This window comes from Niastella vici, assembly GCF_002077945.1.
In the GTDB taxonomy this organism is placed as follows: domain Bacteria; phylum Bacteroidota; class Bacteroidia; order Chitinophagales; family Chitinophagaceae; genus Niastella; species Niastella vici.
The window spans coordinates 37,851-52,090 of sequence record NZ_LVYD01000083.1; the positions used below are offsets into that span (position 1 = coordinate 37,851).

The following is a 14,240-nucleotide window of genomic DNA, read 5'->3' on the forward strand; positions in this document are numbered from 1 at the left end:
TTAAAAGGATAGATTGATGCCTACGTTCAGGAATTTGTTCTGCGGGAATTGCAACCCGTTGTCATCGGTGATCTCGGGATCAACACCGTATGCTTTCATATTGTCGAACGTGAACAGGTTATAGGCATTTATGTAGAGCCGGGCTTTTTCCATTTTCACCTTGCTGAGCAATTTGGTGGGCAGCGAATAACCCAGTTCGAGTGTGCGTGCCCGCAGGTATTTTACGTTGTGCGCCCAGAAGGTGGAGTTGTGGTTGTAATTGCTGTGTCCACCCTGGTTGAACCGCAAGGCCGGGTATTTTCCGGGGATCCAGTTACTCTTGGGATCGAAAGGGTTTTCACGATGCCAGCGATCGAGGAAGATGGTGTTCAGGTTGCCATCGTTCTGGAATGGCCAGCGCGTTTCCCAATTCTGAAACCAGGTATAACCGGTTGCTCCGGAGAAATCGGCGCGAAAATCGAAGCGCTCATATTGCAGCGCAATGCTGATGCCGTAGTTGATATTGGGTTGCGTACCGGTTCCATACCCAATGGGCCGTTCGTCGTACCCATCGATCTTGCCATCCTGGTTCACGTCTTTATAAATAAGATCGCCGGGCAGCAGGGTGCGATTGCCCTGTCCGTCGATGTTCACCGGATAATTGTTGATCTGTTCCTGCGAAGTGAATTGCCCCACTACATCATAGCCCCAGTCGATCTTTGTATAGCGGTGCTCGCTGGAATAACGGTACTGGTCCCAGGAATTAAAGAACACGGGATTATAGGATGAAATGAATTTAGAACGGGAATACGACAGGTTACCGCTGACCATAAACCGCAATTTGCGGAAGGAACCGCTGTAGGAAAGCGAGCCTTCTTCACCAAATTGGGCATCGCTGTTGATATTTTCATCGGGCAGGCTGTAGCCAATTTCGTTGGGTACCAGCACATCTGATTTGCGGCCACGCAAGCCCGTACGTTTGCGATAGAAATAATCGAAGGTACCGCTGATCTTTCCGTTCAGCAGGTTGAAGTCGAACCCGATATCGGTGATCTTACTTTTGAGCCAGGAAATATTGGTGATGGGCACGCCCCGGTCTCTTGAGCCCACAACGGGCACTCCACTTAAAATAGCAACACCCTGGTTGTAGTTATAGCCTTCCACATAAGAAAATGCGGGCAAATTGAGCTGTGTTCCGTCATCGCCCAATACGCCATAGGAAGCGCGGAGCTTGAGATCGGTGAGCGGGCTTTTTCCACCCACCAGGTCCTTCATAAAGTTTTCTTCCGTTATGCGCCAGCCGGCAAATACCGAGGGAAAATACCCCACGCGGTTATTGGGTGCAAACAAATAGGAAGCGTCGCGCCGCGCTGATACTTCAAGGAAATATTTGTTATCATAACTGTAGTTGAGCCGGCCAATATACCCGATACGGGCTTCCTTGTCGTCGCTATCCTCATAGGTATCTGCCGTATTAAAATAAATAAGCGTCAATACATTGGTGCTGGGCACAGAATGGATCCAGTTGCGCAGTTGCTGGTTTTTGATGCGTTCGTTCACAAACAACGCCCCCACAGTATGCAAACCAAAGGTGTGGCTGTAGTTCAGCTTTAACTGTTGGGTAATATTGATGACCTTGCGTTGCTCGCGTTCGCGCCAGGGATTGGTGCTGCCACCGGTGGGTGTATAGGTTTGATCAGTTGGGTTATATGTATATGTATTATAGGTATACTCGTGGTTGTTGAGGATATAATCGGCCAGATAATACGAGTACACGCCACTGATGCTTAACCCCTCAACAAACGGCACCTGGTACTCGGCATTGAAATTGGTTTGCAGCACGCGCCAGTCGTTGTGGTATTTACCTGCGATCTTATTGTTCAGGTAAGCCCAGTTGGTTTCATTGTGTTTGATATCGTTGAGGTAGGCGGGATTGTCGTTGGCATAAGGCCGCTCCAGTGGCGTGTTACGTAGAATAGCAAAGCGCGCCAGCCAGTAATCATCGAAGCCCGGCACCCCGGGGTTGTCGCGCGTTTCAATACGGCCATTGATGTTAACGCCCACTTTCAGGCGGTTGGCGATCTTGGCACTGACGTTCGATTGAATATTGGTGCGGTTGAATTTGAATTCGCGGCCCAGCACCGAGTTCTGGTACAGGTGCGTGCCCGATAAATAGTAATTGATCTTGTCGGAACCGCCGGAAACGTTTACATTGACGGAACGCTGCGGCGCATTCTTCTGAATGATAAAATCTTTCCAGTTAAAGCTCTGGTAACCGGGTTCGGTTCCCGCCTTGTATTTATCCAGCTCGCTTTGCGTAATGGTGGTGCTGCCATAGCGGTTGATCTCTGCTTCGGCGCGGTAACGCATGTAATCGTAGCTGTTGTCGAGCACATTCACAAAGCGCGTCCAGTTTTGCTGGCCGGTGTACGCATCTACATTAATGGTATTGCGCGTACCCAGTTTGCCGCGTTTGGTGGTTACGACAATTACGCCATTGGCGCTTCGTACTCCATAGATAGCGGCAGACGCATCTTTCAGCACGGTGATGCTTTCAATATCACTCGGCGCCAGGTTGTTGAACTGACCGGCATCCTGTTGTATACCGTCGATCACATACAGCACATCGCCCATATTGCGCACCTGGATGTTGGCGCTGGCGCCCGGCCGGCCATCGGGCATGCGCCAGGATACACCGGCGAGTTTACCGGCCAAACTGGTGCTCACCGTAGAGCCTCCATGCACCATGCCGATATCTTTATCAGTAACGGTGGCAATGGCGCCAATAAGCGATGCTTTCTTTTGCGTACCATACCCCACGACGACCACTTCGCCGAGGTCGGACTGCATTCTTTTAAGCACCACATTAAAATACGATTGGTTGTAAACGGGTATTTCCTGGTTTACATACCCTACAGAGGAAATGATAAGCACGGCCGATTCGCCGGCCACTTTAATGGTAAAGGCGCCGTCGAGGTTGGTGGTGACGGCATTCTTTGTTCCTTTCTCGAGCACGGTGGCATTGGAAACAGTTACACCGGCGCTGTCTTTTACCAGTCCCGATACCGGGATGCCTGGTTTTTGCTGCGCCCATAGGGGCATGGACAGCAAACAATACACTAATAGCAGTAGTAGTTTGGTTAACGACTTCATGTGGCAATCAATTGTTAGTTAAGTATGGCTTGAATCAGACAATGAAATAACTTCATCTTGCGCACTCCTTTTATTCCCGGCATTTCAGAATTTATTCAAATTGTTACATTTTGTTTTCTGCTATTATGATCTTGCTTAAATTACTGTCTCCAATTGGTGCTATTGTTTATTTAAAGGCGTAACGGGGAATGAGCAGCTTATACCAAACGATGCAACGACTGCTATTGCTAATAGTTTTGCAAACCGCCTATACGGCCAGTGCGCAGCCTTATTATTTCAAACATTACCAGGTAGAAAATGGCTTATCGAACAACACGGTGTATTGCAGTATACAGGACCGCAAGGGTTTTCTTTGGTTTGGGACCAAAGAAGGGTTGAACCGTTTTGATGGTTACCGGTTTAAATTATTCAAATCGGATGATGAGCATAACAACCAACTGCAAAAGGATTTTGTGTTTTGTGTATATGCCGATGCAAAAGACAATTTATGGGTGGGTACCCAAAACGGATTGTATCAATTTGATTATGCAAAAGAACGGCTGGTGCGGTTGTTTACGTTGCCCGAAGTGAATGACCTGGTGATGGACAGGCAGGGCCAGCTCTGGTTCCGTACCAATAGCTCGGTGTATCGTTATAATGTGAACACCCGCCGCCTCACGGCATTTCCGCCAGCCAATACCATTGACGCCTCGGCCCTTTGTATGAGCCCGAATGGCGATCTCTGGTTCGGTTCCACCGACGGGCATTTGCGCCGGTTCGACCCAACTACTTTAACCTTTAAAGGGCCCGATGTGTTTGCACATTCCCCGCAGATGCCTACCTGCTTTATAAAAAAACTCTATCCCGCGGGTAATGACGCCATCTTTGTAGGCACCACCTGCCAGGGTATCAAGCTGTACCATATTAACACCAATACGTATGAAGATCTGTTGATCTACAGCGCCGATAAAACCACTGTATATGTGCGGGATATTATTAAGTATTCAGACAATGAATACTGGTTCGCAACCGAATCGGGCATCTTCATTTATAATATGGCCACCCGCCAGTTCACCAATCTGAAAAAACAAGTGACTGATCCTTATTCACTGGCAGATAATGCGGTTTATACGCTTTGCAAAGACCAGGAAGGCGGCATGTGGGCCGGCACTTATTTCGGTGGGGTGAATTATTATCCCAAACCTTATACGCCCTTCACCAAATATTATCCCGACCGCACCCCGCAAACCATCAGCGGCAATGCGATACGCGAAATGTGTGAAGACCCGGAAGGCAATTTGTGGATTGGCACCGAAGACGCGGGATTAAATAAGCTGAATTTGCGCACAGGTGCTATCACGCAATTCAAACCTACGGGCACGCCAACCGGTATTGCCTATCATAATATTCATGGCCTGTTGATAGTGGGTAATACGATCTGGATCGGCATGCTCGATCATGGGCTCGATATTATGGACCGCCATACGGGTAAAGTGATAAAACATTATGGCAGCGATGCGCATGACCGCACCTTCCGGAATAATTTTATGGTGACCATGCTGCAAAGCCGGCGTGGCGAAATATATGTTGGCAGCGGCGGCGGTTTGTATCATTATATCAGGGAAACCGGCGGTTTTGAATGGATGCACGAAACGCCCAATGGCGAATTCATCAGCTGCCTCACCGAAGATCACGCGGGCATTATTTGGGCCGGCACCCACTCGCAGGGATTGTTGTATTATGATCCGCTTACGCGGCACTGGGGCCGGTTGCAGAACAAAACGAGCGACACCAATAGTTTATCCATCAACGATATTAATGCCGCCGTGGAAGACAGCCGCAATAATCTGTGGATCGCTACGGAAGGCGGCGGGCTTTGCCGGCTCGATGCCAACCGGCAGCGCATTACGCGGTATACGATGCAAAACGGCCTGCCCAGTAATTTTGTGTTCAAGGTGGTGGCAGATGATCACCAGCAGTTGTGGATCACTACTTCAAAAGGACTGGTAAAGCTGGATCCCCTTACCCAAAATATGACCCTTTTCACCAAGGCCAATGGACTTTTGTACGATCAGTTCAATTACAACAGCGGTTATAAAGATGCTTCGGGCAAATTGTATTTCGGTTCCATCAAAGGTATGATCTCCTTTCGCCCCGGGGATTTTGATTCGAACCGCCTGGTGCCACCGGTATATATAACCGGCTTTCAGGTACACAATAAGGAGCTGCCGATTCAAAAAGAACATTCGCCGTTGCGGCAATCTATTCTATATACCAACACGCTTACGCTGCCCTATGATGAATCATCTTTCAGCATTGACTTTGCGGCCCTGAGCTATACCAGCCCGGAGATCACGGAATACAAATACCTGATGGAAGGACTCGATAAAAACTGGACGTACCTCGCCACCAACCGCAAGGTGTATTTCACCAACCTGGCGCCGGGGCAATATACGTTCAGGTTAACCGCTGCCACCAATGGCCGCTGGGGCCGGGAGAAACAACTGCGTATCACCATTACCCCACCCTTCTGGAATACCTGGTGGGCCTGGCTTATTTATACGGTACTGGTGAGCGCCATCGTGTACTCGTTGATCAGCAGTTATCATAAGCGCTCGCAGGAGAAAAAAGAAAAAGAGATCTATGAAGCCAAGTTCGAGTTCTTTACCAATGTGGCACATGAAATACGAACGCCGCTTACGCTCATAAAAGGGCCGGTGGAGAACCTGCTTGAAAAAATAGAGGAGCTGCCGGAGATCAAAGAGGATGTGACCATGATGGAAAGAAATACCAACCGGCTCATGACGCTGATCACGCAGATCCTCGACTTTCGCCAAACGGAAGCCAAAGGATTCAGCCTCGATTTCACCAGAGTGAACATCACCGATCAATTGCAGGAAGTGTATAGCAGTTTTCAAACCCTGGCAAAAAAGCGCGGCCTGCAATACCAGCTGCTGTTACCCGATTCACCGGTAATGGCGCTGGTTGATGAAGATGCGTTGAACAAAATACTCATGAACCTGTTCAGCAATGCCGTGAAATATGCCGACCAGCAGGTGACCGCTCAATTGCACCCGGTGCAAAAGGATGATGTGCAATTTGTGTTTGAGATCTCGAACGATGGGGCGCCCATTCCTGTTGAAATGAGGGAGCGCATCTTTGAAGCATTTTATCGCATAAAAGAAAATACCAAACAAAAAGGCACGGGTATTGGGTTAACCCTGGCACGTTCGCTCACGCAGCTGCACCAGGGGCAGTTGTATGTAAAAGAATCAACCGGAACATTGAACACCTTTGTGCTTTGCTTACCATTACAACCACCTGTAAAAAAGAAATAACACCATGAACACGCAACCGCTCATCCTATTGGTAGATGATGAAGAAGAAATACTCGATCTCCTGGAAAGGATACTGCAACCTAAATATGCCGTGCTGAAAACCACCAATGGTAACGAAGCGCTGCAGGCGCTGGGGTCAAATGCCGTACAACTGATCGTGAGCGATGTGATGATGCCCGGGATGGACGGGTTTGAATTGTGTTCGTTGATAAAATCGAATGTGGAGAATTCGCATATTCCCATTATTCTACTTACTGCCAAGAACACTATTCAATCGAAAGTACAGGGGCTTGAGCTGGGCGCAGATGCCTATATTGAAAAACCTTTTTCGAAAGAACATTTACAGGCGCAGATCGCCAGTTTGCTGGCGAACCGCAATACGTTGCGGGAATATTTTGCCAGCTCGCCGCTGGTGCACCTCAACAGCATGGCGCATACCCGGGCCGATGAACAATTTTTGGCCACCTTGCATGAAACCATCATAAGCCATATTGAAGAAGTGGAGCTGGATGTGGAGCAACTGGCGCGGTATATGAATATGAGCCGCGTTACCCTGTACCGGAAAATAAAAGCCATTTCTGACCTCACTCCCATCGAGCTTATCAACGTAACACGATTAAAGAAAGCGGCGGAACTGTTGAGTGAAGGCGATTACAGGATGTATGAGATCGCCGCCCTCACCGGCTTCAGCTCGCAAAGTAATTTCGCCCGTAACTTTCATAAGCAGTTTGGCGTAACGCCGAGCGATTATGCTTTGCAGAAACATAAATGAAAAACCCGGCCTTTTTACAAGCCGGGCCTTTAACTTTCAGACACCTGTAACTAGTGGGTGCACTCGTGAAAACTATCGCCTGCCGGATAGCTGAATGAGTTGACCAATCTCCAACGGAGCTTGTACATGCCGAAGCTGGTATTTTTGTAAACCGTATTACCATTGATGTCAGTGATCACATCGGTGCGCCAGCTCTCCCCGCCGTTGCCATTGGCAACATCGAGAATGGTGGCATAGCCGCCTGGGCCATTACATACCGACTTTACCGAAGAAATAGTTTTAATCAATGTAAACTTACCGGTTGATACATTGAACTTATAAATGTGACCGCTGTTCGTTAACCACAGATCGGTGGTGCTGCCATATACGGGGAACAGGTCATGTGCATTGCCCTCGGGCATGGTGTAGGTCTTTTTCAAGGTAAGGACCGGACTGCCGCAACTGTTGTTATAGCTGAATGCTTTCAACTTATCCTTTCCAGCTGCCCATAAGAGCTTGTTGGCTTTATCCCACACCACATTGTGCACATCTTCAAAACTAACCTTGCCGCCCTGTTTGCTGTCGTCGTTGATATAAGAATCAACGGTGAAAATAAGCAGGTAGCCGCCAGTGGTAGAAGCGGTTACTACATTACCATTGGGAAGCAATTCTGCCGAGTGCGTATTACCGCCGGCATAATCGTACCAGATGGCTTTTTTAGATGATACATTGATGATGGCAACCCCACCGCCCGATGCAGTGGCCAGAATGTATTTACCGCTGTATACCGGTTTGGCTTCGCTGAGGTTAGCAAACCAGCCCTGCGCGCCCGAGCGGATAGCGGCATAGGACGCCATGGGTTTCCATTCCCAGGTTATCTTATTGCCATTGGCCACATCGACCATTACAATACGGGCATTCTTTTGATCGCAGATAACGATCTCTTTGGCTGTGGCTTCTTCTGCTGCGAGTGATTGAGCGGTCAGCAATTCGGAAGCATCGTCGGTTGTTGGTGATTGCGATAATTGTTTTTTACATCCCAATGTAAATACGAGGGAAAGGATCAGTGATGCGGAAAAGATCTTTCTCATGAATAAGTGTTTTGTAATGTAATAAGGTTATGCACTACATTATAATATAAAAGCACTTACCCATTCGAAATTTCATGCCAAAGATATTCACATATACCAGGTGGTTATAGCTGCTGTGTTTATGCAGTAGGAATTAATTTAATAATAGTAAAAGTAACATTCTATGCTGGATAAGTTCGACCTGCAGGAAACCGAAAAATCAGCAGTACGAAGTAAGAAGTAGGAAATACGAAATTAGCGAACTTCTTACCTCCTACTTCTTACCTCCTACTTCGAACTCATACGTACCGGCTTCTAACTGATGTGTTTTATTACCCAACGTGAGGGTGGCAGTGGTATTAGGTGGTATCACTGCGTTATACATGATCTTCTTTCCCACTCTTTTCCAGGATGATACAATTGTACCATAAGGCGACTGATGCTTTACTTCAACCTGGTTCAACGTTTTTATAAAATATGGTTGCAGCACGATCTTTTTAAAGCCCGGGTTATTGGCATCGGGTTTTATACCGCCTAATGCTTTATAGAACCAGGCGCCTATTTCGCCAAACATAATATGATTGAGCGAGATGTCGTTGGCAGAATTGATGTTCCAGTTCTCATATAAAGTAGTGGCGCCATTCACGATCCACCAGCCCCAGGAAGGAAAAGTTTCTCTGGCGGCGAGTTTATAGGCTAAGTCGGCATAACCATTTTCACTCAATGCATTCAGAATAGATTTGGTGCCCAGCAAACCCACATCAAGATGAGTACTGTCGGCCTCTACGCGTTTGGCCAGGTTGGCGGCCACTTTTGCTATCAGTGAATCGGGCACCACCTTCCAGCACAGGGGAAAACTTAATTCGGTTTGGGTGCCGCTGCCATAGATGCCGGTGGCTGTATTCAGGTATTTGGCGTTAATGGCGTTTTTGATCTTTGTGGCAAGGGCTTCATATTTCTCTCCCTCGGTTGTTTTACCCAGGATGTGGGCTGCTTTGGCCAGGATGGAAGCATCGGTAAAATAGTAGATGGATGAGGTAAGCTCAACCGGTGATTTTGATTTCACGGGCACCCAGTCGCCCAGTCCCCAGATGGTTAACCCGGTTGGGTATAATTGATCAATATGATCGACATAGCGTTGTATGTTATCGTAACAACGGGCTAACAAGGTAGTGTCGCCATAGAATAAATATATGTTCCATGGAATGATGGCGATGGTGCTCGTCCAGTCGGGCCCATTGGCCCATTCATAACCCCAGCCGCTGGTAGGTACAATTGCCGGCAACACACCATTGGGTTGTTGTTCATCGCGGTGATCGGCCAGCCATTTTTCATACACGGTAATGCCGTCAAAATTGTACAGGCCCGTCTCGATGTTTATTTGTGCGTCGCCCGTCCAGCCGTTCTTTTCGCGTTGCGGACAATCGGTGGGGTACCCATACAGGTTCGACAGGTACGAATTATTGGTGGCGCTCCATATTTTGTTGATGGTAGGGTTGGAAGTTGTTAGCGTACCAACCGGCGGCACCTCACTGTGCATGAAATAACCGGTGACACTTTCTTTTGCCAGTTTCACAGGCGCGCTGCTGGTGACTTCAATATATTGAAATCCCTTATAGTTGAAACGTGGCATAAAGCTTTCATCGCCTTTGCCGCTGGTGATATAGATATCGGTACCAAACGGATCGGCGGTACCTACAGGCCGGTAATGCACATCGATGTTCGATTGATCAACATGCCCATCGGGCCGCAGGCGTTCGCCATGTTTCAGGCGCAGCACCGTACCCGCCGGCGCATTCACCGTGATGCGGCTTACACCAGCGATATTCCGGCCAAGGTCGAACACATACGTTGTATCATTAAAAGCATGTATTGATTGCGCGGGTATAGTGTCTGTGATGCGGATGGGTTGCATTGTTTGGGCAACAACATTCGTTGATGGCGCAGCGCGGTAAATCACTTCTTTCCATTTGGAATCATCGAAGGTGGCTTCGCTCCAGCCGGGTTGTTCGAGGCGGGCATCGTAGTGTTCACCGGTATAAATGCTGTTGAAGATGACCGGGCTCCCGGCAGTTTTCCAGTCTTTCCCGGTGGTGATGGTTTCTACGCTTCCATCTTCATAAGTAATGCGCAGGTCCATACAGAAGGTGGGGCGGTTGCGCCAGGGCGCTTCATGAAAATACCATACGGCGGTGCTCTGGTGGTTGTACCAGCCATTACCGAGCAAGACGCCAATGGCGTTTTTGCCGTTTTGCAGTTGCGCGGTTACATCGTGCGTGAGGTATAAAGTGCGCCTGTCGAACCGGGTATACATGGGGTCGAGCCGGTGATCACCGATCCTGTTGCCATTGATGTATAGTTCATACAATCCGGCCACGGCGATATAGGCGCGGGCGGAGCGTATTTTCTTATTAGTGGAAAATGTTTTTCTGAAATACGGCGCTGCCTTGGTATTGATGTCGCGGCTGTCGCTGATAAAGGCGCCCTGCCAACTGGCGCTGCTCATCATACCTGTTTCAAAACTGCTGACGGCTGATACCGGTGATGCCTGGTTATCTTTATCCCATACCTGCAGGGCATAATAATAACGGGTGAAAGGCTGCAGCGGCCTGCCCTGGTAAGTAACCAGTTGCCCTGCTGATTGTATGGAATTTGTTTGCCAGCAGTTGCCATTGCCTTTGCTTACCGCGAGGGAGTCGGTTCCAACAATTACCTGATACGCTGTTTGCCGTGCGCCTTTGCGGGCATCCTGCAATTGCCAGGTGAGCCGTGGCTGCGGGGCATCGATGCCTAATGGATTGACCAGGTGCTCGCATCGCAGTTCTGTTGGCACACAAACAGGTTGTGCGTTGGTGCGCATGGAAAGGGACAATAGCAGCAGGAAGTATGTCGGGCGACAGATAAAAGACATGGCGTTGTATAAGGTTTTCTATTGGAATAGAATGGTAAATTCCAGGCAGGGTTGAAGCTGAAGTAAGAAGTAGGAAGTAAGACATTCGCGAGCTTCATACCTCCTACTTCGTTCAGCTCTTATCACGCCAGCAACTGTTTCTTCTCTTTATATGTTTTCCATAAAAACTCGCCAAACAACGTATTCGCCCAGGCGAACCAGCTGCGGCTGAATTTTTTGGGATCGTCTTTGTAAAAGCTTTCATGCATAAAGCCGGTACCCGCATGTGTTTTTTGCAGCATTTGAATGCATTCCTTTATCTCCGCATCGTTGGTGCTGGTGAGTCCGCGCATGATGATGCCCATGGGCCAGATCATATCCTGCCCCACGTGCGGGCCGCCAATACCTTCGCCGGCCGTGCCTTTAAAGAAGAACGGATTATCGGCCGACAATACCAGTTTACGGGTATTTTGATATATAGGGTCCGATGTTTTTACCGCACCGAGGTAGGGCATACCGAGCAGACTGGGCACGTTGGCATCATCCATTAAGTTAAAGCTGCCAAAGCCATTCACTTCATACGCATATACCTTTCCATATTTTTTATGATCAACCACTGCATATTGCTGTAATGCTTTCTCCACTTCACTGGCCAGTGCATTGAACTGTGCTGCGGTGGCGGTATCTTTTACTATAGCGGTGAACATCTCTGCAGCCTGACGCAGGCTCACTACTGCAAAGAAATTGGAGGGAATCAGGAAAGAAAATACGGTGGCGTCATCGCTGGGGCGGAAAGCCGAGCAAATGAGCCCGACCGGATTTACCGGGTAGCCGTAACCGTGCATGGGCCGGGTATCGGTGGCATGTGGCGTGGTGCGTTGGAATTTGTATGACCCATTACCATTCTTACGTTGCTGATCGCGGAAGGTGGTATAGATTGATTTAACCGCCTGTTGCCATTGTGCATCGAAGGGGGCTGTATCGCCGCTGAGTTTCCAGTAGCGGTAGGCCAGCCTGATGGGATAACATAATGAGTCGATCTCCCATTTGCGCTCATGCACACCGGGCTTCATATCGGTATGATCTTTTTCCCATTCGCTTTTCTTGGTGGGATCATTATAAAATGCGTTGGCAAAAGGATCTTTGAGGATACAGGCAGTTTGTTTATTGATAACGCCGGCGATCAGTTGCTGCAGTTTTTTATCCTGCATCATGAAGGCCAGGTAAGGATAAACCTGGGCGCTGCTGTCGCGCAACCACATGGCATCGATGTCACCGGTGATGACGTAGGTCTCGGGCCGGCCGTTTTGGGTGCTGTGAAATACAGTTGTATCGAGGGTATTGGGGAAACAGTTTTCAAATAGCCAGGCCAGTTCGGGTTGCTTAACATTTGCCTGGAATTCTTTTATGGCTTTTTCTACTGCTTCGCTGGTAAAATTCCTTTTATCAGCGGGGGTGCGTACCACGGGGTATTGACCGGGGAAGTTGTTAGCTGAAAAAACCCGGCTGTTAGTGAGTAACAAGCCGGCTCCGGCCAACGTTGATTGTTGTAAGAAGGTCCGCCTTTTCATATTTTGCAAGTTTATAGCCTGCAAAAGTAGCTGTTTAGCAACAAGGTGTACCACGTTTGCTTTCCACAGGGCCAGAAAACGTAGTACACCTGTTTGTGACCTAATAACCCGTTCGCTTATTATTTACTCACCGTTGCCAGGGCTTCGAGCAACATGGTTGCGCTGAGGTGTATGGAACAATCCATTTTGGGGCTTTCGGGCGGCGTGCTCCAGTTGGTGTTGAAAACAAAGTCGGGCCGGTAGGTGGCATTGCTTAACAGCCGTTCACCATTGGTTGTAAGGTATTGCAGCCAGGCGGTCTTTGTAGCGCGGTCGAGCCTGCCTTGCTGGATCAACTGCACCAGATAGCGGATAAATATTCCTTTGTACAAACCACCATCGCCGTTCCCTTCTCCCTTTAAAATTCCTTCAGGTGAAAACCGCTGCCGGTCGTTAATAATAAAACCGGCCGTTTTGATAGCACTTTGCAGATACATTTCGTCCCTGGTAATGGTATACAATTCAAGCGTGCCGCCTACCCAGGTTCCCTGGTTATAGGTATAGATGCCGGTTTCCTTGTAATTGCCCCAGCCATCCCATACGATGCCCCGGCTGGTATCGACCAGGTAGGCCTGTTGCCATACGAAAATACGTTTGGCCCAATCGAGGTCATCCTCATTCTTATTGAGTTTGTACATACGGGCGGCAATGATCATGGCCGGGCCATTTGAACAGGCATTCTTGACTGAAGGGTCTCCCGTTTGCCAGATGATGCCACCACCGTGAAGGCTCGTCCAGCCGGTTTTAATATGGTCCCATAAGCCTTGCGCCAGCTCTTTGTATTTGGCGTCGTGGGTGGCATCATAGGCCCTGATGCAGGCCAGGGCCATCCACTCCATGTCATTGAAGTATTTATTCGTCCAGGTATACCCGTTCTTTTTATACATCCCGTCGAACAGGGCATTCATACGGGTTGTATAAGCGGGGTCTTTGGTACGGAGGTAGCCATCGACCAGTACATCGAGCGCATGGGCGTTCCACCAGTAGTTGTAACCGGTATGGCCATCGTTGTTTTGTTTGTAGTACTGTTCTGAGGCTGACCAGAATTGCGTGTTGAGCGCCAGTTGAGCGCTGTCGGCTGCTTTAGCCCAATTATTGGGCTTCGGGCCCGGATGGTTGTTATTCAACAACCCCAGGAAAAGAAAGATTGTTTGGATCAGGTTCATTTTGGAAAATAGGTTTTAAGTGCCAGGGAATTATTTTCAGACACACATGATAATGCTATAAATAATTAGCATCTATCGAATTTGGGACTTATTTACCAAAATGTGAAATTTCTCAATAGAAATTCGGTTATTTATGCATAACCGAAGGATATTATTGATGAATTTGGAAGATTGGAAGGGAAAACAGGGGCGAAATGGAATAAAAACAAATATGATAGAATATTATAATTAGTTTCTGAGCAGGGGGTATAATAATCATTGAAGCAGGACTGGCCTAAAAGCAAAAAGCCTCTTGAACACAAGT

At 48.4% G+C, this 14,240-nt stretch carries 7 protein-coding genes; 2 read left to right on the plus strand and 5 right to left on the minus strand.

From position 1 onward, the window contains the following. On the minus strand, nucleotides 1–3,132 hold the full coding sequence (locus tag A3860_RS33230; RefSeq protein ID WP_081154837.1) for a SusC/RagA family TonB-linked outer membrane protein: 3,132 nt from the start codon (nucleotides 3,130–3,132) through the stop codon (nucleotides 1–3). Nucleotides 3,133–3,320: 188 nt separating this feature from the next. Between A3860_RS33230 and A3860_RS33235 the strand changes: the two genes are divergently transcribed. Next, on the plus strand, nucleotides 3,321–6,449 hold the full coding sequence (locus tag A3860_RS33235; protein ID WP_081154838.1) for a ligand-binding sensor domain-containing protein: 3,129 nt from the start codon (nucleotides 3,321–3,323) through the stop codon (nucleotides 6,447–6,449). Nucleotides 6,450–6,453: 4 nt separating this feature from the next. Next, entirely contained in the window at nucleotides 6,454–7,221 is a 768-nt protein-coding gene (locus A3860_RS33240) for a response regulator transcription factor (RefSeq protein WP_081154839.1), read from the plus strand. Nucleotides 7,222–7,271: 50 nt separating this feature from the next. Here the strand turns inward: A3860_RS33240 and A3860_RS33245 are convergent, their stop codons facing one another. From A3860_RS33245 to A3860_RS33260, 4 genes are all read right to left on the minus strand, one after another. Beyond that, entirely contained in the window at nucleotides 7,272–8,291 is a 1,020-nt protein-coding gene (locus tag A3860_RS33245; protein ID WP_081154840.1) for a DUF6528 family protein, read from the minus strand. Between the two features lie 253 nt (nucleotides 8,292–8,544). Continuing rightward, complete coding sequence (locus A3860_RS33250; protein WP_081154841.1) at nucleotides 8,545–11,181, minus strand: alpha-L-rhamnosidase; 2,637 nt, start codon at nucleotides 11,179–11,181, stop codon at nucleotides 8,545–8,547. A 122-nt stretch (nucleotides 11,182–11,303) separates the two neighbouring features. Continuing rightward, nucleotides 11,304–12,731: a glycoside hydrolase family 125 protein gene (locus A3860_RS33255; protein WP_081154842.1), complete on the minus strand. Its 1,428-nt coding sequence runs from the start codon at nucleotides 12,729–12,731 to the stop codon at nucleotides 11,304–11,306. A gap of 119 nt (nucleotides 12,732–12,850) precedes the next feature. After that, nucleotides 12,851–13,936 (minus strand): glycoside hydrolase family 76 protein, encoded by a 1,086-nt coding sequence (locus A3860_RS33260; RefSeq protein ID WP_081154843.1) that lies wholly within the window; start codon nucleotides 13,934–13,936, stop codon nucleotides 12,851–12,853. Nucleotides 13,937–14,240 lie beyond the last annotated feature (304 nt).

Bases quoted from the DNA above. Each gene is read 5' to 3' on its own strand.
- A3860_RS33250 (WP_081154841.1), bottom strand. From the start codon at position 11,181: ATGTCTTTTATCTGTCGCCCGACATACTTCCTGCTGCTATTGTCCCTT.
- A3860_RS33260 (WP_081154843.1), bottom strand. From the start codon at position 13,936: ATGAACCTGATCCAAACAATCTTTCTTTTCCTGGGGTTGTTGAATAAC.
- A3860_RS33255 (WP_081154842.1), bottom strand. From the start codon at position 12,731: ATGAAAAGGCGGACCTTCTTACAACAATCAACGTTGGCCGGAGCCGGC.
- A3860_RS33235 (WP_081154838.1), top strand. From the start codon at position 3,321: ATGAGCAGCTTATACCAAACGATGCAACGACTGCTATTGCTAATAGTT.
- A3860_RS33230 (WP_081154837.1), bottom strand. From the start codon at position 3,132: ATGAAGTCGTTAACCAAACTACTACTGCTATTAGTGTATTGTTTGCTG.
- A3860_RS33240 (WP_081154839.1), top strand. From the start codon at position 6,454: ATGAACACGCAACCGCTCATCCTATTGGTAGATGATGAAGAAGAAATA.
- A3860_RS33245 (WP_081154840.1), bottom strand. From the start codon at position 8,291: ATGAGAAAGATCTTTTCCGCATCACTGATCCTTTCCCTCGTATTTACA.